Origin of the sequence: Novosphingobium humi (assembly GCF_028607105.1) — a bacterium.
Taxonomy (GTDB): domain Bacteria; phylum Pseudomonadota; class Alphaproteobacteria; order Sphingomonadales; family Sphingomonadaceae; genus Novosphingobium; species Novosphingobium humi.
Genome location: NZ_CP117417.1, coordinates 762,854 through 786,827 on the forward strand (window position 1 = coordinate 762,854; position 23,974 = coordinate 786,827).

The following is a 23,974-nucleotide window of genomic DNA, read 5'->3' on the forward strand; positions in this document are numbered from 1 at the left end:
TCTGGCGGCGGGAATGGTGGATAAGGGCGTCATTTTGCAAGGGCAGGGCGCGGAAAAGGCCCGTGTTCTCAAAAATGTGCGGGCCCTTGCGCTGGCGCAGGCGCGGTTTCGCGCGCTTTGGGTGCTGGTGGGTTTTGCCATGCTGATGCTGCTGGCGCTGCTGCGCATTGCGCATCTGGGCCTGTCCGATCCGGGGCGTCCGGGGGGCGAGGCGATGGCGGGTCTGCCCGACCGGGGCGATATTCTCGACCGCAACGGCGTGCCTTTGGCGCGTGCCTTTCCGGCCTATGCGCTCTGGTTCAACCCCCATGCGATGGGCGATGGTTCGCCGCTGGTGCGTTCGCCCGCTGATCTGGCCGCCGCGCTGGTCAAGATTTTCCCCGACGAGGATGTTGAGGAACTGACCCGGCGCCTTGCTTCGGGCAAGGCGGGCTATCTGCGCCGCCGTATCCTGCCCGAGGATGCCAACCGCATCCATGCGCTGGGCGAACCGGCGCTGGAATTCCCGCGTGAGGCCGAGCGTTACTATCCGCAAGGGACCATGGCGGCCCATATCCTGGGCTATGTCGACAGCAAGGGCATGGGTCAGGTCGGCATGGAGGCGGTGTTTCAGAAGCAGTTGACCGATCCGGCCACGCGCGGGCAACCGGCGGTGCTCTCCATCGACGCGCGGGTTCAGGGCGCGCTGGAGGATGAATTGATGTGGGGCATGACCCGCGCGCAGGCCAAGGGCGCGGCGGGCATCGTGATGGATGTCGATACGGGCGAAGTGATGGCGCTGGCCTCGCTGCCCAGCTTCAACCCCAACGCCCTGCGCCCGCAGGACATTTCCGACAGCGATCCCACCAAGCAGGCCAATATCTTCAACCGCGCCACCAACCAGACCTATGAGCTGGGCAGCGTGATGAAGCCGATCACCGTGGCCAGCGCGATTGAAGCGGGTATTATCACCAATCTGGCCAAGCGCTATCCGGCCGACCATCCGCTGGAAATCGCCGGGATCACCGTGCATGACCACGAGAATTACGGCGCCAGCCTGAACATCATCGAGGCGCTGATCCATTCGAGCAACATCGTGCTGGCGCAGGTGGGCGACCAGTTGGGCGCGCAGAGGATGCAGGCCACGCTCAAGGCGCTGGGCTTCAACGAGCGGCCCTATATCGAGCTGCCCGCGCGCGGCCGCCCGATCTGGCCGCGCGGCGACAGGAACGGCGTGTGGTCGCGCGTGACCACGGTCACGGCTTCCTATGGCCATGGTTTCTCGATCACCCCGCTGCATCTGGCCAGCGCCTATTCGGCCCTGGTCAATGGCGGCATCTGGCGCCCGGCCACGCTCCAGAAGATCGCGCCGGGGCAGGCCCCCGCCGGTCGCCGCGTGTGGCAGGCCTCGACCAGCGCGCGGATGCGGCAGTTGCTGCGCTCGATCGTGGATGTGGGCACCGGGCGCAGCGCCAATGCCGTGGGATACCGCGTGGGCGGCAAGACCGGCACCGCCGAAGTGGCCGACGCGCAGGGCTATCACCACGACCGCGTGGTGGCCACCTTTGCCTCGGCCTTTCCGATGGACCACCCGCGCTATGTCGTGATCGCCACGCTGGACCAGCCGAGGGCGAATGCCGCCACCAGTTTCCAGCGCACCGCCGCATGGAATGCCGCCCCCATCGTGGGCCGGGTGATCCCGCGGATCGGGCCCTTGCTGGGGGTGATGCCCGATGCCACCCGCGACATTGATATCAGCGACATTGCCCCGCTGATCGCCAATGGAGACGGCGAATGAGATTGGCCGACCTGATGCAAGGCGGATTGGGGGGCAAAGCCGGTGACTTGAATGTCACCGGCTTTGGCGTTGGTGCCGGTGACGTTCGTGTCACCGGCTTTGCCATCGATAACCGCAAGGTGGCGCCGGGCAATGTGTTCGGCGCTTTCGTGGGCGCCACGGTGAACGGCGAGGATTTCATCGCCGATGCGGTGCGGGCGGGCGCGGTGGCCGTGGTGGCCCGGCCCGAGGCGCGCGCCGTGATCGAGGCGGCGGGGGCCATCGCGCTGGTGGATGACAATCCGCGCCGGGCCTTTGCGCGTCTGGCCGCCCCTTTCTATGCACCTTTGCCCGAAACTTTGGTGGCCGTGACCGGCACCAACGGCAAGACCAGCACGGTCGAAATGCTGCGCCAGATCTGGCGCATGGCCGGACACAGCGCGGCCAGCATCGGCACTTTGGGCATCACCACGGCGGATGAGACGACCTATACCGGACTGACCACGCCCGACATCGTGACCTTCCTGGCCAATCTGGCGGGCCTTGCGCGTGAGGGGGTCAGCCATGTCGCCTATGAGGCATCGAGCCACGGCCTGTCGCAATATCGCAGCGAGGGGCCGCGCGTGATGGCAGGGGCCTTCACCAATCTGAGCCGCGACCATCTCGATTATCACGCGACGATGGAGGACTATTTCGCCGCCAAGATGCGCCTGTTCGACGAGGTGGTGGTTGATGGCGGATCGGCGGTGGTCTGGGCCGATGATGTGTGGAGCGATCGGGCCATCGGGCATGCGCGCGCGCGCGGGCTAAACCTTATCACCGTGGGCGAGGGCGGCGAGACGATCCGCCTGATCCGCCGTGAACCGGGGCCTTTGGGGCAGGTGCTGACGGTGCGCCATGAGGGCGTCGAGCGGCGGATCAGCCTGCCGCTGATCGGGGCCTATCAGGCGGCCAATGCCTTGGTGGCGGCCGGACTGGCGCTCGCCAGCGGGTTGAACCCCGCGCAGGTGTTTGACGCTTTGGGCCGTCTGGCCCCGGTGCGTGGGCGGCTGGAGCGCGCGGCGATCAATGCCGCAGGCGCGCCCGCCTATGTCGATTATGCCCATACGCCCGATGCGCTGGAGGCCGCGATTGCCGCGCTGCGCCCGCATACAAAGGGGCGGCTGATCGTGGTGTTTGGCGCAGGCGGCGACCGTGATGCGGGCAAGCGCGCGCCGATGGGCGCCATTGCCGGAGCGCAGGCCGACATCGCCATCGTCACCGACGACAACCCGCGCGGCGAGGACCCGGCGGCCATCCGCAAGGCCGTCATCGCGGGCGCTCCGGACCGGCTGATCGAGATCGGCGACCGGCGCGAGGCGATTTTTCAGGGGACAGCGCGGGCGAAAAGGGATGACATCCTGCTCATCGCGGGCAAAGGGCATGAGCAGGGACAGATCATCGGGCGCGGGCCTGATGCGCGTGTCTTGCCTTTTGATGATGTGACCGTGGCGCGTGAAGCGGCCGGGGAGAAAATGTGATGGCGGCAAAAGCGAAACTGCGGGAATGGCCGGTGACGGCGCAGGACGGACAGCCCCTTGCGCTCTGGACTTTGGCCGAGGTGGCCGCAGCCACGGGCGGGCAGGCCTTTGGCGAGGCGCAGATTTCCAATGTCGCCACCGATTCGCGCGAGATCGTGGAGGGCGGGTTGTTCTTTGCCATGCGCGGCGAAGCGATGGACGGGCACAAGTTCCTCGACAAGGCTTTCGAACTGGGCGCGGTGGCCGCCGTTGTGGAAACGCCGATTGAGCGGCCGCATGTACTGGTCAAGGACAGCTTTGCCGCGCTTCAGGCTTTGGCCCGCGCCGCGCGCGAGCGCATCCTGCCCGAGGCCCGCGTGATCGGCGTGACCGGTTCGGTCGGCAAGACCAGCGTGAAGGAGGCGATCTTTGCCGCGCTGGAGCGTTCCAGCCATGGCCGCGCCCATCGCAGCGTCAAGAGCTACAACAACCATGTCGGCGTGCCTTTGAGCATGACGCGGATGCCCCAGCGCACGCTCTACGGCATTTTCGAAATGGGCATGAACCACGCGGGCGAGATCCGCGAACTGACCGCGCTGGCGCGCCCGCATGTGGCGGTGATCACGACGATTGCGCCCGCCCATATCGAAAATCTGGGCAGCGAGGAGGCGATTGCCGACGCCAAGGCCGAGATTTTTGAAGGCCTGCAAGGGTTTGAGGATCATGAGGGCGGGATCGCCATCATCCCCGCCGATATTCCCCATTACGAACGCCTGCGCGCGGCGGCCATCGCCTGCGGGGCGCAGGTCATGTCCTATGGCCGGGCGGCCCATGCCGATATCCGCCTGCTCGACGCGCTTTCAGGCATGTTGGGCGGCACGCTGGTGACGGTGGATCTGGGCGATTCGCGGCTGTGCTATTCGGTTTCGATGCCGGGCGACCATTGGGTGATGAACTCACTGGCCGTGGTGGCGGCGGTGCGCGCGGTGGGCGGGGATCTGGGCGCGACGGGCCTCGCGCTGGCCGAGATGCAGGGGCTGGCCGGGCGCGGCATGCGCAGCGGGATCGAGCTGGCCGATGGCGGCAAGGCGCTGCTGATCGACGAAAGCTACAACGCCAATCCGGCCTCGATGCGCGCCTCGCTCTCGGTCCTGGCGGAAGAACCGGCCAAGCGGCGCATCGCGGTGCTGGGCGCGATGAAGGAACTGGGCGATTTCGGCCCGGCGCTTCATGCCGCGCTGGCCGAACCGATTGCGGCGGCCAAAGTCGATTATGCGGTGCTGGTGGGCGATGAAATGGCCGCTCTGGCGCAGGAACTGGGGAAATCAGGCCCCGGCGCGCTTGGCAAGCCCATCCCCTTCGCCCATTGCAGCAACGCGCAAGAGGCCGCCAAGGCTCTGGCCGACTTTGGGTTGGCGCAGGGCGATGCGGTGCTTGTAAAAGGATCTAACTCGGTGGGACTGGGGTCGCTGGTCGCCACGCTCTGCCACACCACGAATTGACGGGTTGCCATGCTCTATCTGCTTGCCCAATGGTTTCATTTTCCGGGTCTGGCCAACCTGATCCGCTATCAGACCTTTCGCGCGGGCGCGGCTCTGGCAACGGCGCTGCTGATCGGTCTGGTGATCGGGCCGCGTTTCATCGACATGCTGCGCATGAAGCAGGGCAAGGGCCAGCCGATCCGCGAGGACGGGCCCAAGACCCATCTGGCCAAGCGCGGCACGCCCACGATGGGCGGGCTGATGATCCTGATCGCGCTGATGGGTTCGGTGTTCCTGTGGATGGATCTGTCCAATCCGCTGGTCTGGGCGTGCATCGCGGTGACGGCGGGCTTTGGCCTGATCGGGTTTCTTGACGACTATGACAAGGTCAAGAAGCGCTCGACCGCGGGCGTATCGAGCAAGGCGCGGCTGATCGGCGAATTTCTGGTGGCGGGCGTGGCCAGCTGGATCATGGTGGCCCATATCGGCAAGACCGATCTCTATCTGCCCTTTTTCAGCAAGGTCTATGTGCCGCTGGGCCCGATCTATTTCCTGTTTTCCGCCTTTGTCATCGTGGGCGCGGGCAATGCGGTCAACCTGACCGACGGGCTGGACGGGCTGGCCACCATGCCGGTCATCATTGCGGCGGGCACGTTTGCGATCATCGCCTATCTGGTGGGCCGCGTGGACTATGCCACCTATCTGGGCATTCCCCATGTGCCGCGCGCGGGCGATCTGGCGATTTTCTGCGCCGCGATCATGGGGGGCGGCTTGGCCTTCCTGTGGTTCAACGCGCCCCCGGCGGCGGTGTTCATGGGCGATACGGGGTCGCTGGCGCTGGGCGGGGCGCTGGGCGCGATTGCCGTGGCCAGCCATCACGAGATCGTGCTGGGCATCGTGGGCGGCCTTTTCGTGCTGGAGGCGGTCTCGGTGATCGTTCAGGTGTTCTGGTACAAGCGCACCGGGCGCCGCGTGTTCCGCATGGCGCCGATCCACCACCACTTTGAGCAAAAGGGCTGGGCCGAGCCTACCGTGGTGATCCGCTTCTGGATCGTGTCGATCGTGCTGGCGCTGATCGGCCTTTCGACGCTGAAGGTGCGATGATTACCGCGCCCGCCTCGACCGGGGCCTTTGCGGGCAAGCGCTATGCCTTGCTGGGTCTGGCGCGCAGCGGGCAGGCGGCTTTGGCCTCGCTCTTGGCGGGCGGGGCCGAGGTGATGGCGTGGGACGCCAAGGAGGAGCCGCGCGCGGCCGCCGCCGCCGCCCATGCGACGGCGGTTGCCGAAGGGCGGCTGAGCTTTGCCGATCCGGTCGCGGCGGATTTAAAGGGCTATGATGGGGTGGTCGTCTCGCCCGGCGTGCCGATCAACCGCCATCCGATCGCGGATGCCGCGCGGGCGGGCGGGGCGCCGCTCATCTGCGACATCGAATTGTTTGCGCAATGCCGCGCATGGCTGCCCGCGCACAAGGTGGTGGGCATCACCGGCACCAACGGCAAATCGACCACCACAGCCCTCACGCGGCATCTGTTTGAAGTGGCGGGCGTGCCGGTGCTGATGGGGGGCAATATCGGCCTGCCGATTCTGGGGCAGGAACCGCTGCCTTCTGGCGGGGTCTATGTGCTGGAATTGTCCTCCTATCAGATCGACCTGACGCAGAGCCTCGATTGCGAGGTGGCGATGTGCCTCAATCTCTCGCCCGACCATCTGGACCGTTATGAAGGCTATGCGGGCTATGTTGCGTCCAAGGCGCGATTGTTCGGGATGCAGGCGATGGGCCATCTGGCGATTGTCGATTATGCCGCCGAGATGGAGGATGACATCCTGCGTTTCGCGCCCGAGGGGCAGCCGTTCCAGTTCATCGACGGGGTGGATCTGCCCGGTTCGCAGGCCGATTGGCCGTCCTTGCAGGGCCCGCACAACCGCGCCAATGCGCAGGCGGCCGTTGCCGCCGCGCGGGCGCTGGGTCTGGATGATGCCACCATCGAGGCGGGGCTGAAGAGCTTTGTCGGCCTGCCGCACCGCATGGAGCGGGTGGGGCAGGCGGGCGGCGTCACCTTCATCAACGATTCCAAGGCCACCAACCCGGCCTCGACCGCGCCCGCGCTGGCGGCCTTTCCCCCCGTTGACGGGCACAAGCGCATCCACTGGATCTGCGGCGGATTGCCCAAGGGCGATGATCTGGACGAATGCGCGCCATGGTTCGGCAATATTGCCGCGGCCTATACGATTGGTGACGCGGGCCAGCGGTTTTCCGAAATCCTTGATCCCTATATGCCGGTCGCGCGCGCCGAAATGATGTGCGAGGCGATCCGTCTGGCGCGTGAGGCGGCGCGGCCGGGCGACATCGTGCTGCTTTCGCCCGCCTGCGCCAGTTTTGACCAGTTTCGCGATTACGAGGCGCGCGGCGAGGCTTTTCGCCAGATTGTCGAGGTGCTGACCGCACCGGAAGGTGGAGATGGGTGATGGCCAGCCTGCCGCATGAGGACCCGGCCCGCTATGTTCCGGGCGCGCGCGGGGGCGCCAAGCAGCGCAAGACGCGGCGCACCGACTGGATCGTGTGGTGGCGCGAGATCGACCGGGTGCTGCTGGTTCTGGTGCTGGCGCTGATGGCGCTGGGCACGCTGGCGGTGGCGGCGGCAAGTCCCGCCAGCGCGCGGCGCCTCTCGACGGTCAAGGTCAAGCTGGACGATCTGCACTTCTTTGTTCAGCATATCCGCTGGCAGGCGCTGGGGCTGGTGGCGATGCTGGGCGCCTCGCGGATGAACCGCGATATGGCGCGGCGCTGCGGCATCGTGCTGGGCGTGGCGATGATGGTCGCGCTGATGCTGGTGCCGATTGTGGGCACCACGGTCAATGGCGCGAAACGCTGGCTCAATCTGGGCATTTCCTTGCAGCCTTCGGAATTTCTCAAACCGGCCTTTGCCATCACGCTGGCCTGGGTGATCTCGTGGAAGCTGCGCGATCCGCGTATGCCGGTGATGTTGATCTGCACCGGCATCATGGGGCTGGTGGGGGCGCTGCTGATGATGCAGCCCGACTTTGGCTCGGCGGTGCTGTTTGCGGCGGTGTGGTTTGTGATGATGCTGATTGCGGGCCTGCCGGTGCGCTGGGTGATGGGGGTGATCGGCGGCGGCGTGGCGCTGATCGGGGCGACCTATGCCTTTTATGAAAACGGGCGCCATCGCATCGACGCCTTCCTTGGCGGCGGCACGGCCTTTGACCAGGTGGATCTGGCGCGCCACACACTGGTGGCGGGCGGATGGACGGGCAGCGGATTGTGGCTGGGCACCAGGAAGCTGGGCCTGCCCGAGGCGCATACCGACTATATCTTTTCGGTGATCGGCGAGGAATTCGGCCTGCTGATGTGCGCGCTGGTGGTGGTGCTGTATTTCGCGGTGGTGGCGCGGGTGCTGCTGCGGCTGTGGGATGAAGAGGATCTTTTCACCGTGCTGGCGGCCAGCGGCCTTGTCGCGCAATTGGGCGGGCAGGCCTTCATCAACATCCTCGTCAATCTCCAGCTTTTCCCCTCCAAGGGCATGACCCTGCCGCTGATCTCCTATGGCGGGTCGTCCACCTTGGCGCTGTGCCTTAATGTCGGGTTCCTGCTGGCCATCACGCGGCGCAACCCCTATCTGAAACGCGATCCCTTTGCTCCCAAAGGGCATCCTGCGATCCTGAGCCTGTTTAAATGACCCATCAGAACGAACCGAGAGTTTCACGCCATTATGTGCTGGCCGCCGGGGGGACCGGGGGGCATCTGATCCCGGCCTTTGCGCTGGCGGCGGAACTGCACGCGCGCGGCCATCATGTGGCGCTGATTACCGATGAGCGCGGGGCGGCGATCCCCGGCAAGCCCGATTACCTGACCGCGCATGTGCTGCCCGCAGGCCGTTTGCAGGGCAAGAACCCGATTGGCTGGATCAAGGGCTTGCGCGCGATCTGGGCCGGGCGGGCGATGGCGCTGCGCCTGTTCGACAGTTTCGCGCCGTCCTGCGTGGTCGGCTTTGGCGGCTATCCGGCGCTGCCCGCGCTGCTGGCGGCCACATCGGCGGGCATTCCGGCGGTGATCCATGAACAGAATGCGGTGCTGGGGCGGGTCAACCGCTTCCTTAGCGGAAGGGTTCAGGCGATTGCCACGGCTTGCCCTGAAGTGGACCGGCTGGACGCCAAATATGCCGACAAGGTGGCGCTGGTGGGCAATCCGGTGCGTGAGGAAGTGCTGGCCCTGCGCGATCAGCCTTTCCCGCCCTTTGGCGAGGATGGCTTGCTGCGCGTGCTGGTGACGGGCGGGTCGCAGGGGGCGCGGGTGCTCTCCGAGGTGGTGCCCGATGGTCTGGCGATGCTGCCGACCGCGCTGCGCACGCGTTTGCAGGTGATCCAGCAATGCCGCCCGGAGGACATTGACGCGGTGCGCGAGCGCTATCGCGGGCATGACATTCCGGCTGATCTTGCCACCTATTTCGAGAATATGGCCGAACGTCTGGCCGATGCGCATCTGTTTATCGGGCGCGCCGGGGCCAGCACGATTGCTGAGCTGACGGCGGTGGGGCGCCCGGCGATCCTCATTCCCCTGCCGATTGCCACCGACGACCATCAGGCCGCCAACACGCGCGAGATGGTGGCCGCGGGCGGCGCCCGTTCGATCCGGCAGGACAAATTCACCGCCGTCGAACTGGCCAAGCAGATTCAGGCCATTGCCAAGAGCCCCGAGGCGCTGGCCAATGCCGCCCATGCGGCGTGGAATTGCGGGCGGCCGCATGCCGCGACCGATCTGGCCGATCTGGTCGAAGGATTTGGGCAGGCCCCCTTGATGGATGTGATCCGCGTGGGCCACGGGGCCGAAGTGAGTTTCAAGGAGCAGACTGCGTGAAGGGTGTAGCGACAGACATTGGTACCATTCACTTTGTCGGCATCGGCGGCATCGGCATGTCGGGCATTGCCGAGGTGATGGCCAATCTGGGCTATAGCGTGCAGGGCTCGGACATTGCCGAAAGCTATGTGGTCGAAGGGCTGCGGCGGCGCGGGATCAAGGTGATGATCGGCCACGCGGCAGAGAATGTCGGCGATGCGGCGGTGGTCGTGACCTCCACGGCGGTCAAGCGCGAGAACCCGGAAGTGGTGGCTGCCCTTGAGGCGCGCATTCCGGTGGTGCGCCGGGCCGAAATGCTGGCCGAACTGATGCGGCTGAAAAGCACGGTGGCGATTGCGGGCACGCATGGCAAGACGACGACCACCTCGATGGTGGCGGCGCTGCTGGATGCGGGCGGGGTGGACCCGACGGTCATCAACGGCGGGATCATCAATTCCTATGGCTCGAACGCGCGTCTGGGCGCGAGCGACTGGATGGTGGTGGAGGCGGACGAATCGGACGGTTCGTTCCTGCGGCTCGACGGCACGATTGCGGTGGTGACCAACATCGATCCGGAGCATCTCGACCATTACGGTTCGTTCGACAAGGTGAAGAGCAGCTTTGTCGAATTTATTGAAAACGTGCCTTTTTACGGTGCGGCGGTGCTGTGCATCGACCATCCCGTGGTTCAGGCGATCATCCCCAAGGTGCGCGACCGCCGGGTCATCACCTATGGCTTTTCCGCCCAGGCCGACGTGCGCGGCGAGGCTGTGACCCCTTATCCGGGCGGCAACCGCTTTACCGCCGTGCTGCGCCAGCGCGATGGCAGCTTCCGCCGGATCGAGGGCATCGAATTGCCGATGCCGGGCCGCCACAATGTTCAGAACGCGCTGGCCGCTGTGGCGGTCGCGGTGGAAATGGGCGTGTCGGAAGAGATCATCCGCACCGGTTTCGCCAAATTCGGCGGGGTCAAGCGGCGCTTCACCAAGGTGGGCGAGGTGGATGGCGTCACCATCATCGACGACTATGGCCATCATCCGGTCGAAATCCGCGCCGTTCTGGCCGCCGCGCGTGAAGGCGTGCAGAACCGCGTGATCGCCGTGGTCCAGCCGCATCGCTTCACGCGCCTGCGCGACCATATGGATGATTTCGCCGCCGCGTTTAACGATGCCGATATCGTCTATGCCGCGCCTGTCTATCCGGCGGGCGAAGCGCCGATCGAGGGCGTGGATTCAGCCGCGCTGGTGGCAGGGATCAAGGATCGCGGGCATCGCAGCGCACATCTGATCGCCGGGGCCGAGGCTTTGGCGCAGGCGCTGGCCGCGCAGGTGCAGCCGGGCGATATGGTCGTGTGCCTTGGCGCGGGCGATATCACCAAATGGGCGGCGGGCCTTGCCGATGCGATTGCAAAGGCGCGCTGATGTTTCCAGAGGTCGGCCAGATCAAGGTTTCCGGCAAGCTGACGGCGAATGCGCCATTGGCCCCTTTGGTGTGGTTCAAAAGCGGCGGATGCGCGGAATGGCTGTTTGAGCCCAAGGATACCGCCGATCTCTGCGCTTTTCTTGAGGCTTTGCCGCCGCCTGTGCCGGTTATGGCGCTGGGGCTGGGGTCGAACCTGATCGTGCGCGACGGCGGGGTGCCGGGCGTGGTGATCCGGCTGGGCAAGGCCTTTGCGCGGGTAGCAGAGGTTGAGCCGCTGACGCTGGAATGCGGCGGCGGGGCATCGGGCATTCTGGTGTCGAGCACCGCGCGCGATTGCGGGATTGCCGGCCTTGAATTTCTGCGCTCGATCCCCGGCACGGTGGGCGGTTTTGTCCGCATGAACGGCGGGGCCTATGGGCGCGAGGTCAAGGATATCCTTGTCGATTGCGACGTGGTGATCCGCAGCGGCGAGATCGCGACCCTGCCGTTGAGCGAGCTTGGCTACACCTATCGCCATTCCGATCTGGTCGATGGCTCAATCGTGGTGGCCGCGCGGTTCAAGGGCGTGCCGGGCGAGGCGCAGGCCATTCAGGCCGAGATGGACCGCATCAGCGCATCGCGCGAGGCCAGCCAACCCCTGCGCAGCAAGACCGGGGGCAGCACGTTCAAGAACCCGGATGGAGCGCGCGCTTGGGAGCTGGTGGACAAGGCCGGTTGCCGGGGCCTGACGCTGGGCGGGGCGCAGGTGAGCGAAAAGCACACCAATTTCCTGATCAACACCGGCGAGGCGACCAGCGCGGAGATCGAGGCGCTGGGCGAGGAAGTTCGGCGCCGGGTATTGGACCAGTCGGGCGTCGAGCTTGAGTGGGAAATCAAACGAGTAGGTAACAAGAAGTGAGCATCCCCAAACTTCATGTCGCGGTTCTGATGGGCGGTTGGTCGTCGGAGCGCCCCGTCTCGCTGATGAGCGGCGAGGGTGTGGCCAATGCGCTGGAAGCGCGCGGGCATCGCGTGACGCGGGTGGATATGGGCCGCGATGTGGCGCAGGTGCTGTCCGCCGCCGCGCCCGATGTGGTGTTCAACGCTCTCCACGGTACGCCGGGCGAGGATGGCACGGTGCAGGGGATGATGGACCTGCTGGGCCTGACCTATACCCATTCGGGCCTGACCACTTCGGCGATCGCGATTGACAAGGAGCTGACCAAGCAGTTCCTCGTGCCGCATGGCATTCCGATGCCGGGCGGGCGGATTGTGAAGTCGAGCGAACTCCATGCGGGCGATCCCCTGCCGCGCCCCTATGTGCTCAAACCCGCTGCCGAGGGGTCGAGCGTGGGCGTGGCCATCGTCACCGACACCGGCAATTACGGCAATCCCATCGCGCGCGATGTCGAAGGGCCGTGGCAGCATTTTGACGAGCTGATGGCCGAGCCTTTCATTCGCGGGCTGGAACTGACGACGGCGGTGATGGGCAATCGCGCGCTTTGCGTGACCGAATTGAAGCCCAAGACCGGTTTCTATGATTTCGACGCCAAATATACCGATGGGTTGACCGAGCATGTCTGTCCCGCGCAGATCCCCGATGAAATCGCGGAAAAGTGCAAGGAACTGGCGCTGCGCGCGCATCAGATCCTAGGCTGCAAGGGCACCAGCCGGAGCGATTTCCGCTGGGACGATGAGAAAGGCGTTGAGGGGCTCTTCCTGCTCGAGATCAACACCCAGCCGGGGATGACGCCGCTCAGCCTTGTGCCCGAACAGGCGCGCTATCTGGGCATGGATTACGAAACCCTGGTGGAAGCGATTATCGAAGAAGCCCTGAAGGACGCCGGAAAGCTTTAACCCATGAGCCAGACCATCCGCCGGGGCGGCGCCAGCGCCCGCAAGGTGGCCGCCAAGGCCCAATCCGCCCGCAAGGTGGAGGCCGCCCGCGCGCGCACCGGATCGCTGATGGATCAGGTGATGGCGATGCTGCCCATTTCCGAGGCGCAGCTCCACAAGATTTTCCTCGTGCTGATTCTGGCGGCGGCGGGGGTGTTGCTCTGGGTGGTGGCGGGGCTGGCGGGGGTGCCGTCCCTTGCCGAACAGCGCGCGGCGAGCCTTGCCATGCAGGCCGGTTTTGCGGTGCGCCGGGTGGAAATCCACGGCGTCAAGAAGCTCAACGAGCAAAAGGTTTACGAGCGCGTGCTGGGCCAGCAGGGGCGCCAGTCGATGACAAGGATCGACCTTGAGGCCATCCGGCAGGATCTGCTGACGCTCAGCTGGGTCGAGGATGCGCGGATTTCGCGCCAATTGCCAGACACGCTGATCGTGGACATCACCGAGCGCAAGGCGCAGGCGGTTTTGAAGCAGCATAATGAGGACGGCAGCGACAGTTTCGTGCTGATCGACGCCACCGGCCATGAATTGCAGGGCATCAGCCCCTCGCGCATCGGCGGCCTGCTGGTGCTGGCGGGGCCGGGGGCCGAGGGGCAGATGGCGGCGCTCGAAAGCCTGCTGGAGGCCGCGCCCGCGCTGCGCGGACAGGTGGCCGAGGCCGAATGGGTCGGCCATCGCCGCTGGAACCTGACCTTCAAAAGCGGCCAGACGCTGGCCTTGCCCGAGGGCGCGGAGGCGGGGGCCAAGGCGCTTCAGGCCTTTGCGCGGCTGGACGGCACGAACCAGTTGATCGGGGGCCGCGTGCTGGCCTTTGACATGCGCACGGGCGACCGGATGTATATGCGGATGCGCGGCGATTTCGATCCGGCCAATCCGGCCGCCTCGCTGGCAACGGGCGGCGCGCCGGTGGCCTCTGCGGGGGCGTCGGGCGCGAGCGTGGTGGCCGCAGGCGTTGCAGGCGCGGTTGCGGCCAAGGCCGTGGCGCTGAAAAGCGAGGCGCCCAAGGCCGAGGCGCCCAAACCGGCCGCCAAACCGATGGCAAAACCCGAGCCCAAGGCCTTGCTGCACAAAGAGGCGGCCAGGCCTGCGGAAAAGCATGCGGTCAAACCGGCGGCCAAAGAGGCGCACAAGGATGCGCATAAGGAGGCGCATAAGGAGGCGCATAAGGATCCGGTCAAAGCCATCCTTAAGGCCACCGCCAAACCGGCGGCCCATAAGGAGGCGGCGCATAAGGAAGCCGCCAAGCCGGTCCATAAGGCGCCTGCGAAAGCGGTGAGCAAACCTGTCGCCAGGACGCAAACGAAAGCCCATGCCAAAACCGGGGAGAAGCGCTGATGGCGGTTCCGCGCATCGCCCGCGTGTTTGGCGCGGTGAATATCGGTTCTTTCCGCATTTCGGCGCTGATCGCGGGCCGTGCCGAAAATGGCGACCTGATGGTGCTGGGCAGCGCGCATCGCGCGGCGCAGGGGGTGAAACGCGGCTATGTCGTCGATATGCCCGCGGCCACCTATGCCGTGCGCGACGCCATCGAGCGGGCCGAGAAAATGGCCAATACCAGCGTTTCGGGCGTCTGGGTGGGCTGTTCGGGCGCAGGTCTGGCCAGCAGGATCGCCCATGTCGAAAACGAGATCGGCGGGCGGCGGATCGAGGCGGATGACATTCAGTCGCTGCTGATCGGCGCGCGCGAGGTGATCCAGCCCGAGGGGCGGATGGTGCTGCATGCCAGCCCGGCGCATTACACGCTGGACGGGGCGCATGGCGTGACCAATCCCAAGGGGCTGCATGCCGAGCGTCTGGGGGTGGATATTCATGTGATGCTGGCCGATGGCGCGCCGGTGCGCAATCTGACGGAATCGGTGCAGAACGCCCATCTCGATGTCGAGGCGGTGGTGGCCAGCCCGATGGCGACCGCGCTGGCCTGTCTGTCGCAGGAAGAGCGCGAACTGGGCGTGGCGCTGGTCGAATTCGGCGGCGAGGTGACGACGGTTTCCGTTCATATCGCGGGAATGCTGCTGGAATTGCGCACGATTCCGATGGGTTCGGGCGATATTACCGATGCCATCGCCGGGGCCTTGGGGATTCGCCGGTTTCAGGCCGAACGTTTGAAATGCGTCAACGGTTCGGCCATCGCCAGCCCGGCCGACCACCGCGAAATGATTCCCGTCCATGGCCCCGGCGAGGAATTTACCGGCCAACTGGCGCGCCATGCCGATGAGAAAAACCGTATCCCGCGCGCCGAACTCATCAGCATCATCACCGCCCAGCTTTCGACATTGATGGACGAGATTTCCAAAGTCCTGAAACAGATGGGCTTTTCCGGCGTAAAGGGCGCACAGGTGGTCTTTACCGGCGGCGGGGCCGAACTGGCGGGTCTGGCCGACTTTGCGCAAGGGGCGCTGGGCCGGCCGGTGCGCATCGGGCGGCCCACCAACGGCTTGCTCAAGGGCCTGCCAGAGGCCCATGCCACGCCCGGTTTTTCGACGCTGGCGGGCCTTGCGCTCTATGCCTCCTCCGATCCGCAGGACATCCGCACCATCGGTCCGTCGCGCGGCGGGCGGGGCGCGGGGGCGGGGCTGGGCGTGCTGACCCGGTTTTTCCACGCGATGCGCGATTATTTCTGATAGGATGACGCCGCAAAACGTCGCAGTTCTGTGGACAAATGGCGCAAACGCTTTGCTTCGCGGCTTGGATATGTGCAATTTCGCTCGATACGGTGCCGATCCTTTAAATCGGATTACGCACCCGGCAGGAGAAGGCAATGAGCATCAATATTGGCCCCGCCACCGTTGAGGAACTGCGTCCCCGGATCACCGTGATCGGGGTGGGCGGCGCCGGTGGCAACGCCATCGCCAACATGATCCGCGCCGAGATTGAAGGCGTCGATTTCGTGGTGGCCAACACCGACGCTCAGGCGTTGAACAATTCCATCGCCGAGCATCGCATCCAACTTGGCCCCGACATCACGCAGGGCCTTGGCGCCGGTTCGCGCCCCGAGGTGGGCCGCGCGGCGGCCGAGGAAACGCTGGCCGAGATCGACCGTCTGCTCGACGGCGTGCATATGGTCTTCATCGCGGCCGGTATGGGCGGCGGCACCGGCACCGGGGCGGCCCCTGTGATCGCCGAGGCGGCGCGCAAGAAGGGCGTGCTGACCGTGGGTGTGGTGACCAAGCCTTTCCTGTTTGAAGGCACGCGCCGGATGCGCAGCGCCGAAAGCGGCATCGAAGAGCTGCAAAAGCATGTCGATACGCTGATCGTCATTCCCAACCAGAACCTGTTCCTGGTGGCCAAAGCCGAGACGACCTTCAAGGAAGCCTTCCAACTGGCCGATGAAGTGTTGCAGCAGGGCGTGCGCTCGATCACCGACCTGATGGTGATGCCGGGCCTTATCAACCTCGACTTTGCCGACGTGCGCAGCGTCATGGCCGAGATGGGCAAGGCGATGATGGGCACGGGCGAGGGTGAAGGCCCGAACCGCGCGCTCGATGCCGCCGAAAAGGCCATCGCCAACCCGCTGCTCGACGGCGTGTCGATGCAGGGTGCCAAGGGCGTCATCATCTCGATCATCGGCGGCGATGACATGAAGCTGCTCGAAGTGGACGAGGCGGCCAACCATATCCGCGAGCTGGTCGACCCCAATGCCAACATCATCTGGGGCAGCGCGTTCAACCCCGATCTTCAGGGCAAGATCCGCGTCTCGGTGGTGGCCACCGGCATCGAGCAGACGGCGACTCAGGCCGAGGAAGCCTCGCGTCCGTTCAGCCTTCAGGCCGCGCGCGGCCCGGCCCGCCCCGGCTTTGCCCCGCAGGCGGTTCAGGCCCAGCCTGTGGCTCAGGCCCCGGCGGCCGCCTATGCCCCCCCGGCGCAGCCCGCCGTGTTCACGCCCATCGCGCCCGCCCCGGCGGCCGCGCCCGCCGAGCCGGTGAGTTTCTCGCCGCTGGTGCAGGAGCCGGTTCCCTTTGCGCCTGCGCCGACGCAGGAACCGCTCGATCTGGGCGCGCTGGGCAATGCCGAGATGCCGGTTCAGGGTCAGGCTCCGGCCGCGCCCAAGCGTGACGAATTGCTGCTCGATGCCAGCCGTCTGGTCGATGAGGACGAGGCACCGGCCGCGCGCCGTCGCCAGATCGTGCCCGAGGCGCCCCAGCCTGCTCCCGCACCGCGTTCGGCAGGGACACTGTTTGAACGGATGGCGAACCTTTCGGCCCGCCGCCGCGATGACAATGAGGATGGCGGCGATGAAGGCGGCTCGATCAACATTCCGCGCTTCCTTGGGCGTCAGAACAACCAGTGATGAAAGGGACCGGGCGGGCCTTGTCTGCCCGGTTGATAGGGCGCGGCGAGATGAGCGCAGTTTGGCCTGAGCCGCGAAAGTTGCGGGCGGGATTGGCGTGTGTTTTGCTGGCCGGGGCCTCGGTGCTGGCCGCGCCGTTGGCTTGGGCGCAGGGCGCGACCGGCACCCCTGTGATTCAGGGTGAAGGCATGGACGCCAACCGCGCGATGTCGGCGGCGCTGGCGCGGCTGGGCCGCAATCCGCGCGATGTCGAGGCTTTGCTGCAGGCGGGCGAATCGGCGCTGGCGCTGGGCGATACACAGGCGGCCATTGGTTTTCTCAGCCGCGCCGACCGGCTCCAGCCCTATCAGCCCCGTGTGATGGCCAGCCTTGGTTCGGCACGGATGCGGATGCAGGACCCGGTGACCGCCATCGGCCTGTTTGAGGATGCGGCCAAGGCCGGGACGCTGACCGGCGAGCAGATTGCCGATCGCGGGCTGGCCTATGATCTGGTGTCCGACAATGTGACCGCGCAGCGCTATTACCGCGAGGCTTTGGCCGCGGGCGCGGGGGATGAGGCGGCGCGGCGTCTGGCGCTCAGTCTGGCGATCATGGGCGACCGGCGCGCGGTCGAGACCGTGCTGGCGCCGCTGCTGCAAAAGCAGGATCGCGGGGCGTGGCGCATCCGGGCCTTCGCCTTTGCGATCATGGGCCGCGAGGAAGAGGCGGTGGCGATCGCCAATTCGACCATGCCGCCCGAGATGGCCGCCGCCATGGCGCCCTATCTGCGCTATATGCGCAAGCTGACCCCGGCGCAGCAGGCGGCGGCGGCCAATCTGGGCTTTTTTCCGCAGCCTTCGCAGATCGGGCAGGAGAACGCCCGCATCGCCGATTACATCGCCAGCCAGCATCTGAAGCGTCCCAGCTTTGCCGGGCAGGGCGCGGTGGATCAGGGGCTGGTTCCGGCGGGCGAGCCTTTGGGCACACGTCTGGCGCAGGCGGAGGCGGCGTCCAAGGCCGGCGCGAAATCCGCCGGGCGCAGGGCCAATGAGGAATTGCCGCCGCGCGGCGAACAGGCGCCGCCCGATCCTAAGCCTTCGCGGGTGGATACGCCTGCGGCCCCGGTCGAACTGGCCGCCGCCACGCCTGCGCCGCGCGCCGCCGCGCGCGTGGTGGAGACCCGGCCGGTCGCGCCTTTGGCCAGCACGCCTGCGGCCGTTTCGAGCTTTGACCTGTCGCGCAGCGCTGCCCGCGCGCCGCAGGTGGCCACGGTGGATGGCGATCTTGATCCGGCACCGCGTCCGGCGGTGGCGGTGATGGAGCGTGCGCCGCAACCTGTTGCCCAGCCGGTTGTTCAGCCTGCGGTTTCCGTGCCGGTTCGCCCTGCGCCGGCGCCGGCGCCGGTCAAGCGGGCGGTGGTCAGGAATGCGGCCAAGACTGCGGCCAAAAAGCCCAGCTTTGCCGAATTGTTCGAGGATTTCGGCAAGGTTTCGGCCACGACCGTCCCGGCCAGCGGCGCGGTGGACATTCGCAAGATCCAGCCTGCGCATAGCGCGCCCGCCCCGGCGCCAACCCCCGCCGCCACGCCGACGCCCGCCCCGGCGGTGTTGAGCGCCAAGGAGAAGGCGGCGGAAAAGGCCAAGGAAAAGAAGCTGGCCGAGAAGACCGACAAGGTTGAGAAGGCGCGGGAGGCCGAAAAGGTCAAGGAGGCCGCGCCGCCCCAGCATCCCAGCCGCATCTGGGTCCAGATCGCCGCAGGGCGCGACAATGAGCGCATCCTCTATGACTGGCGCAAGCTCCAGCGCGCCGAAGGGGAATTGTTCAAGGGACAGAAGCCTTCGATTTCCGAATGGGGGCGCACCAATCGCGTGCTGGTCGGCCCGTTTGAAACCGAAGCGGCGGCCAAGGCGTTTAATGAAAAGGCCCACAAGGCCGGGCATGAGGGCAGCTTCGTCTGGATCAGTCCGGCAGGACAAGTTGTTGATTCTCTGTAAAGCGGATCACCACTGTTTCAAAATGGGCCGAACAAAACGTCTTTTCCACAAGCTGTAAACAGGCTTATGGAGTTATGCGCAGGGCTTGATCGAAACGCGGCTTGTGCTTGGGGGCAAGAGTGCCCCATGCAAGCCGAGTATCACTAGGCCTCCCGCGCTCCTTGTCTGATGCTTGGGTCTGGGGCGCGCCGCATCGGGTTCTTGAGACTGGAATGAGCATGATGAGGACTGGCGAGGGCGATTTGGGGCGGCATGAGGATTGCGCGCCGGTCGAGATGCTCGGGCAATTGTTCGAAGCGCGCGGGTGGCATTACGAATTCGTCAGCGACGATGAAATCACCGGCGAGGTTCAGGGCAGCTGGGCGACCTATCAGTTGCGCGCGGTCTGGCGGGCCGAGGACAATGTGCTGCAATTGCTGTGCCTGCCCGACATCCGCGTGCCCGATGACAAGCGCCCCGCGATGTTCGAGGTGCTGGGCCTGATCAACGAACAGCTTTGGCTGGGCCATTTCGACATCTGGTCGAACAACACGATGCTGCTTTATCGCCATGGGCTGCTGCTCAGCGACGACGGGCTGCTCAGCCTCAGCCAGGCGCAGATGCTGGTCGAGGTGGCGGTGGAGGAATGCGATCGGTTCTATCCGGCGTTCCAGTTCATCCTGTGGGGCGACAAGAGCCCGGCGGACGCTCTGGCCAGCGCATTGGTCGATGCGGCGGGGGAGGCGTGATCATGTGGCCTGCCAATGTGCTTTTCATCGGCTGCGGCAATATGGGCGGGGCGATGCTGGCCGGATGGCTGCGCGGCGGCGTTGAGCCTGAGCGTTTCACCATTTACGATCCGTTTCTGAAGGCTGCGACCGAAGGCGTTGAACTGCTGCGCGAATTGCCGGAAGGGCGGGTGTTTGACCTGCTGATCCTGGGCGTAAAGCCGCAGATGCTCGATGGCGTGGCGGGCGCGCTGACGGCGCTGGCCGGGCGCGATACGGTGGTGTTGTCCATGTTGGCGGGCGTGGAAATGGCCAGCCTGTCGCTGCGCTTTCCTGATGCGCGCGGGATTGTCCGGGTCATGCCCAATCTGTCGGCGGCGCTGGGCAAATCGCCGATGGGCGTGGCGGCGATGGGGCTGGATCATGAGGCGCGCGAATGCGTGATGGCATGGCTGGCCCCGCTGGGCACGCCTGAATGGGTGGATGAGAGCCTGTTTGACGCGGTGACGGCGCTGGCCGGGTCGGGTCCGGCCTATGTCTATCGCTTTATCGACGCGCTGGCGCAGGGCGGCGCGGCGCTGGGGTTGGACCCTGATCAGTCGCTGCGTCTGGCGCTGGCGACGGTGGATGGGGCGGCAGCTTTGGCTTCGGCCTCGGATGTGGGGCCGGGCGAACTGGCGCGGCGGGTGTCCTCGCCGGGCGGGTCGACGCTGGCGGGCCTGTCGGTGCTGGATGCGGGCGATGCGCTGGGCGCGCTGGTGCTGGGCACGCTGACAGCGGCGCGGGACCGGAATGTCGAATTGGGCGCGATGGCGCGGGCGGGTGGTAAGTAAGGGTTTGAATGCGAGGGTCTCGGCCCTCGCGCTCCTGTTACCGGCAGGCTTTCAAATCCCCAAAGCACACCCCCGCAAACCACCCAAGACCCCGGAATTGGGATTGCAAAGGGACGAGTCCCTTTGCCCGCCGGAGGCATCCGCCCTCTTGCGTCACGACAAAAACGACAAATTTGCCCCAGAGCAACACTTTGATACCAAATTTAGCCTATCCCCCGCTTGAAAGCTGCGGGCGGAGGGGCGATATTCCCCTTATGCGCCGCAGGTTTTGCTGATCGGCGCTTTATGGAGTGAATGACATGGCCATCTGGAATGACCCCCAGCCCACTCAGACGGGCTTTGGCGCGTCTTCGAGGATGAATGCTGGGTATGTTGACGCAGCCGCCCTCGATACGGGCCTGCGCAAATATATGCTGTCGATTTACAATTACATGGCTTCGGCCGTGATGCTTTCGGGCATCGTTGCGCTGTTGTTCGTGCAGAGCGGTCTGGCCGCGCAGGTGTTTGTGACGCCGCTGCGCTGGCTGATCGTGCTGGCGCCGCTGGGCTTTGTTTTCGCGATGAGCGCGGGCATGGGCCGGATGCAGAGCAGCACGCTTAAAGCCTGTTTCTGGGGCTTTGCCGTGGCGATGGGGCTGTCGATGTCGTCGATCTTCCTGGTTTACACCGGGCCGTCGATCGCGCTGACCTTCTTTGCCACCGCCGGTTCTTTCGCGGGTCTCAGCCTGGTGGGTTACACCACCAAGAAGAACCTGTCGGGCATGGGCAGCTTTCTGATCATGGGCCTGTTCGGCCTGATCATCGCCTCGCTGATCTCGATGTTCTTCCACGTGCCGGGCATGGCTTTCGCGATCTCGGTGCTGGGCGTGCTGATCTTTGCGGGTCTGACTGCCTATGACACCCAGCAGCTCAAGATGAGCTATGTGCAGGTTGCGGGTACGCCCTATGCCGAACGCGTGGCGATCATGGGCGCGCTGACGCTGTATCTCGACTTTATCAACATGTTCCAGTTCCTGCTCAGCTTTCTGGGCGACCGCCGCTAAGGACAGTCGCAGACCGGCCTGAGCGACGGGCGGATTATCGTGCCCGGGGTGCCATCTGGCGCCTCGGGCATTTTCTTTGTGTCCCGTATCGGTTAAACGTAGCGGGCTTTGCGCCGCGCTCTGGGACGCGGTGTATGAAATGAGGTGGCAGGTGAATCGTATCCGGTTGGTATTGATGGGTTTGGGTCTGGCCGTTCTTGGCGCCTGCGCGGCGCCGCCCCCGCCTCCTCCTCCGCCCCCGCCGCCCCCGCCGCCGCCCAAGGTGGTGGTGATCCCGCCCCGGCCGCGCGCGCCTTTGGGGGCTGCCGGCAATGTGGCGATTCCCACGCGCGGGCCTGATGGTGTGCGCCACACGATTCTGGTCGATTCGGTCGATGCGCAATTGGTGTGGAATTTGCGCGCGGCCTATAATGTCGCTGCGCTCAACTGCAACGGTCCGGCCTATGGCGAGATCGTCGACAATTACCGTGCCTTCCTGAAAAGCCACGCCAAGCCGCTGGCTCGCGCCAATGCGGGCGTGGATGCCACGTTCAAGGCGAAATACGGGGCCAAGAATTACATCCGTAACCGCGAGACCTATATGACGCAGGTCTATAATTACTTCGCCTATCCGCCCACGCTGACCCATTTTTGCGATGCCGCGCTGGTGATGAGCCGCGAGAGCGCGAGCGTGAAGCCTGCCGATCTGCCCGATTTCTCCAAGCGCAGCTTTGCCGCCTTTGCGCGGGTCTATGAGGATTTCTACCGCGCCTATGAGGCCTATCGCGTCGAACTGGCCGATTGGGAGGCCAAGTATGGCACGCCCGGCGCCGCGCCGCAGCGCGCGGGGACCCAGTAAGGCAGGCGAGGGAAGGGCAATGTCGCGGGGTTGGCCGCAGGCCGGGGAAAATTTCATCGGGCGCGAAATTTCCCCTTCCCACCCCGCGATCCATTCGCTAAGGGGTCGCCTCCCAAGGGGAATTTCTCCGAAGGATTTGCACTGGAACGGGGCCGTAGCTCAGCTGGGAGAGCGCGTCGTTCGCAATGACGAGGTCAGGGGTTCGATCCCCCTCGGCTCCACCAGATGCACAGCAAAAAGCGATTGGGCCGTCGGCACGATGCCAGACGGCCCTTTTCGCATTGATATTTGATGTTTTTACGCCGGAACCCTGCCCATGCATTTTCTCGACCAGGCCAAGATCTTCGTCCGCTCAGGCAGCGGTGGTGGCGGTGCGGTCAGCTTTCGCCGCGAAAAGTATGAGGAATATGGCGGCCCCAACGGCGGCAACGGCGGCAAGGGCGGCGACATCATTTTCGAGGCGGTGCCCGGCCTCAACACGCTGATCGACTTTCGCTATACCCAGCACTTCAAGGCCCAGCGCGGCGGCGGCGGCGCGGGCAGCAACCGCACCGGCGCGGGCGGCGAGGACATGGTCATCAAGGTGCCGGTTGGCACGCAGATCCTTGACGATGACCGCGAAACGGTGCTGCTGGACATGACCTATGCAGGCCAGCGCGAGGTGTTTCTGCGCGGCGGCGACGGCGGGCGGGGCAATGCCTCGTACAAGTCCTCGACCAACCGCGCCCCGCGTCAGCATGGTCCGGGCTGGCCGGGCGAGGAGATGTACGTCTGGCTGCGCTTGAAGCTGCTGGCCGATGTCGGCCTGCTGGGCCTGCCCAATGCGGGCAAATCGACCTTTATCAATCAGGTTTCGAACACCAAGGCCAAGGTCGGCGCCTATGCCTTCACCACCTTGCGCCCCCAATTGGGCGTGGTGCGGCACAAGAACCGTGAATTCGTGCTGGCCGACATTCCCGGCCTGATCGCGGGCGCGGCCGAGGGCGCGGGGATCGGTGACCGGTTTCTGGGCCATATCGAGCGCTGCCGCGTGCTGATCCATCTGATCGACATTGCCGGGGTGGACAAGGACGGCAAGCCGGTCGAGCCGGTCGAGGCGATGCAGATCGTCGAGGGCGAGCTTGAAGCCTATGGCGCGGGTCTGGACGAGAAGGCGCGTCTGGTGGTGCTGAACAAGATCGATCAGGCCGATGATGAACTGGTTGCCGCCTATCGCAAGGAATTGCTCGAAGCCGGGGCGGACGAGGTTTTCGCGATGTCCGGCCTGACCGGGGCAGGGATCGACAGGCTGCTTGATGCGGTCATCGGCTATTTGCCCGCGGCCACCATCACCGAGCGGCCCGTTGGCGAGCAGGAAGAGGCCGACGAAAAGCCCTGGTCGCCTTTGGGCTGATCGGGTTGGGCCGGAGGC

General features: G+C 65.6%; 19 protein-coding genes and 1 tRNA gene. All 20 read left to right on the forward strand.

The window, feature by feature from the left end:
- Nucleotides 1–13 precede the first annotated feature (13 nt).
- Nucleotides 14–1,777 carry a peptidoglycan D,D-transpeptidase FtsI family protein gene (locus PQ457_RS03500; protein ID WP_273619238.1) on the forward strand — a complete coding sequence of 588 codons (1,764 nt, stop codon included), beginning with the start codon at nt 14–16 and terminating at the stop codon, nt 1,775–1,777.
- A 14-nt stretch (nt 1,778–1,791) separates the two neighbouring features.
- Nucleotides 1,792–3,276: a UDP-N-acetylmuramoyl-L-alanyl-D-glutamate--2,6-diaminopimelate ligase gene (locus tag PQ457_RS03505; protein WP_273619239.1), complete on the forward strand. Its 1,485-nt coding sequence runs from the start codon at nt 1,792–1,794 to the stop codon at nt 3,274–3,276.
- Nucleotides 3,276–4,757, forward strand: coding sequence for a UDP-N-acetylmuramoyl-tripeptide--D-alanyl-D-alanine ligase (locus tag PQ457_RS03510; RefSeq protein WP_273618398.1), 1,482 nt, complete (start codon nt 3,276–3,278; stop codon nt 4,755–4,757). Before PQ457_RS03505 ends, PQ457_RS03510 begins: the two co-directional genes overlap by 1 nt.
- 9 nt (nt 4,758–4,766) lie before the next feature.
- Entirely contained in the window at nt 4,767–5,840 is a 1,074-nt protein-coding gene (gene mraY / locus PQ457_RS03515) for a phospho-N-acetylmuramoyl-pentapeptide-transferase (protein WP_273618399.1), read from the forward strand.
- Nucleotides 5,837–7,201 (forward strand): UDP-N-acetylmuramoyl-L-alanine--D-glutamate ligase, encoded by a 1,365-nt coding sequence (murD, locus tag PQ457_RS03520; RefSeq protein ID WP_273618400.1) that lies wholly within the window; start codon nt 5,837–5,839, stop codon nt 7,199–7,201. Before mraY ends, murD begins: the two co-directional genes overlap by 4 nt.
- Nucleotides 7,201–8,430 carry an FtsW/RodA/SpoVE family cell cycle protein gene (locus tag PQ457_RS03525; protein ID WP_273618401.1) on the forward strand — a complete coding sequence of 410 codons (1,230 nt, stop codon included), beginning with the start codon at nt 7,201–7,203 and terminating at the stop codon, nt 8,428–8,430. Before murD ends, PQ457_RS03525 begins: the two co-directional genes overlap by 1 nt.
- Nucleotides 8,427–9,608 (forward strand): undecaprenyldiphospho-muramoylpentapeptide beta-N-acetylglucosaminyltransferase, encoded by a 1,182-nt coding sequence (murG, locus tag PQ457_RS03530; protein WP_273618402.1) that lies wholly within the window; start codon nt 8,427–8,429, stop codon nt 9,606–9,608. Before PQ457_RS03525 ends, murG begins: the two co-directional genes overlap by 4 nt.
- Nucleotides 9,605–11,008 carry a UDP-N-acetylmuramate--L-alanine ligase gene (gene murC, locus PQ457_RS03535; protein ID WP_273618403.1) on the forward strand — a complete coding sequence of 468 codons (1,404 nt, stop codon included), beginning with the start codon at nt 9,605–9,607 and terminating at the stop codon, nt 11,006–11,008. The genes murG and murC overlap by 4 nt, the downstream gene beginning before the upstream one ends.
- On the forward strand, nt 11,008–11,907 hold the full coding sequence (murB, locus tag PQ457_RS03540) for a UDP-N-acetylmuramate dehydrogenase (RefSeq protein ID WP_273618404.1): 900 nt from the start codon (nt 11,008–11,010) through the stop codon (nt 11,905–11,907). The genes murC and murB overlap by 1 nt, the downstream gene beginning before the upstream one ends.
- Complete coding sequence (locus PQ457_RS03545) at nt 11,904–12,845, forward strand: D-alanine--D-alanine ligase (protein WP_273618405.1); 942 nt, start codon at nt 11,904–11,906, stop codon at nt 12,843–12,845. Before murB ends, PQ457_RS03545 begins: the two co-directional genes overlap by 4 nt.
- 3 nt (nt 12,846–12,848) lie before the next feature.
- Nucleotides 12,849–14,216 (forward strand): cell division protein FtsQ/DivIB, encoded by a 1,368-nt coding sequence (locus tag PQ457_RS03550; RefSeq protein ID WP_273618406.1) that lies wholly within the window; start codon nt 12,849–12,851, stop codon nt 14,214–14,216.
- Complete coding sequence (gene ftsA / locus PQ457_RS03555; RefSeq protein WP_273618407.1) at nt 14,216–15,502, forward strand: cell division protein FtsA; 1,287 nt, start codon at nt 14,216–14,218, stop codon at nt 15,500–15,502. Before PQ457_RS03550 ends, ftsA begins: the two co-directional genes overlap by 1 nt.
- Before the next feature lie 137 nt (nt 15,503–15,639).
- Entirely contained in the window at nt 15,640–17,169 is a 1,530-nt protein-coding gene (gene ftsZ, locus PQ457_RS03560; protein WP_273618408.1) for a cell division protein FtsZ, read from the forward strand.
- Nucleotides 17,170–17,219: 50 nt separating this feature from the next.
- Nucleotides 17,220–19,142, forward strand: coding sequence for an SPOR domain-containing protein (locus PQ457_RS03565; protein ID WP_273618409.1), 1,923 nt, complete (start codon nt 17,220–17,222; stop codon nt 19,140–19,142).
- Nucleotides 19,143–19,363: 221 nt separating this feature from the next.
- Complete coding sequence (locus PQ457_RS03570) at nt 19,364–19,870, forward strand: type III secretion system chaperone family protein (protein ID WP_420540981.1); 507 nt, start codon at nt 19,364–19,366, stop codon at nt 19,868–19,870.
- Nucleotides 19,871–19,872: 2 nt separating this feature from the next.
- Complete coding sequence (locus tag PQ457_RS03575) at nt 19,873–20,682, forward strand: pyrroline-5-carboxylate reductase family protein (protein WP_273618411.1); 810 nt, start codon at nt 19,873–19,875, stop codon at nt 20,680–20,682.
- A 299-nt stretch (nt 20,683–20,981) separates the two neighbouring features.
- Nucleotides 20,982–21,725 (forward strand): Bax inhibitor-1/YccA family protein, encoded by a 744-nt coding sequence (locus PQ457_RS03580; protein WP_168602267.1) that lies wholly within the window; start codon nt 20,982–20,984, stop codon nt 21,723–21,725.
- 151 nt (nt 21,726–21,876) lie between these two features.
- Nucleotides 21,877–22,563, forward strand: coding sequence for a hypothetical protein (locus tag PQ457_RS03585; RefSeq protein ID WP_273618412.1), 687 nt, complete (start codon nt 21,877–21,879; stop codon nt 22,561–22,563).
- Between the two features lie 148 nt (nt 22,564–22,711).
- Nucleotides 22,712–22,787 (forward strand) — tRNA-Ala (locus tag PQ457_RS03590).
- Nucleotides 22,788–22,879: 92 nt separating this feature from the next.
- Complete coding sequence (gene obgE, locus PQ457_RS03595; protein ID WP_168602269.1) at nt 22,880–23,956, forward strand: GTPase ObgE; 1,077 nt, start codon at nt 22,880–22,882, stop codon at nt 23,954–23,956.
- The last annotated feature ends 18 nt before the right edge of the window (nt 23,957–23,974 follow it).

What these genes read in the sequence shown, in the direction of transcription:
- ftsZ (WP_273618408.1), top strand. Translation starts at nt 15,640, where the DNA reads ATGAGCATCAATATTGGCCCCGCCACCGTTGAGGAACTGCGTCCCCGG.
- PQ457_RS03505 (WP_273619239.1), top strand. Translation starts at nt 1,792, where the DNA reads ATGCAAGGCGGATTGGGGGGCAAAGCCGGTGACTTGAATGTCACCGGC.
- murB (WP_273618404.1), top strand. Translation starts at nt 11,008, where the DNA reads ATGTTTCCAGAGGTCGGCCAGATCAAGGTTTCCGGCAAGCTGACGGCG.
- ftsA (WP_273618407.1), top strand. Translation starts at nt 14,216, where the DNA reads ATGGCGGTTCCGCGCATCGCCCGCGTGTTTGGCGCGGTGAATATCGGT.
- PQ457_RS03550 (WP_273618406.1), top strand. Translation starts at nt 12,849, where the DNA reads ATGAGCCAGACCATCCGCCGGGGCGGCGCCAGCGCCCGCAAGGTGGCC.
- obgE (WP_168602269.1), top strand. Translation starts at nt 22,880, where the DNA reads ATGCATTTTCTCGACCAGGCCAAGATCTTCGTCCGCTCAGGCAGCGGT.
- murD (WP_273618400.1), top strand. Translation starts at nt 5,837, where the DNA reads ATGATTACCGCGCCCGCCTCGACCGGGGCCTTTGCGGGCAAGCGCTAT.
- PQ457_RS03525 (WP_273618401.1), top strand. Translation starts at nt 7,201, where the DNA reads ATGGCCAGCCTGCCGCATGAGGACCCGGCCCGCTATGTTCCGGGCGCG.
- PQ457_RS03565 (WP_273618409.1), top strand. Translation starts at nt 17,220, where the DNA reads ATGAGCGCAGTTTGGCCTGAGCCGCGAAAGTTGCGGGCGGGATTGGCG.
- murG (WP_273618402.1), top strand. Translation starts at nt 8,427, where the DNA reads ATGACCCATCAGAACGAACCGAGAGTTTCACGCCATTATGTGCTGGCC.
- mraY (WP_273618399.1), top strand. Translation starts at nt 4,767, where the DNA reads ATGCTCTATCTGCTTGCCCAATGGTTTCATTTTCCGGGTCTGGCCAAC.
- PQ457_RS03570 (WP_420540981.1), top strand. Translation starts at nt 19,364, where the DNA reads ATGAGGACTGGCGAGGGCGATTTGGGGCGGCATGAGGATTGCGCGCCG.
- PQ457_RS03500 (WP_273619238.1), top strand. Translation starts at nt 14, where the DNA reads ATGGTGGATAAGGGCGTCATTTTGCAAGGGCAGGGCGCGGAAAAGGCC.
- PQ457_RS03580 (WP_168602267.1), top strand. Translation starts at nt 20,982, where the DNA reads ATGGCCATCTGGAATGACCCCCAGCCCACTCAGACGGGCTTTGGCGCG.
- PQ457_RS03510 (WP_273618398.1), top strand. Translation starts at nt 3,276, where the DNA reads ATGGCGGCAAAAGCGAAACTGCGGGAATGGCCGGTGACGGCGCAGGAC.
- PQ457_RS03575 (WP_273618411.1), top strand. Translation starts at nt 19,873, where the DNA reads ATGTGGCCTGCCAATGTGCTTTTCATCGGCTGCGGCAATATGGGCGGG.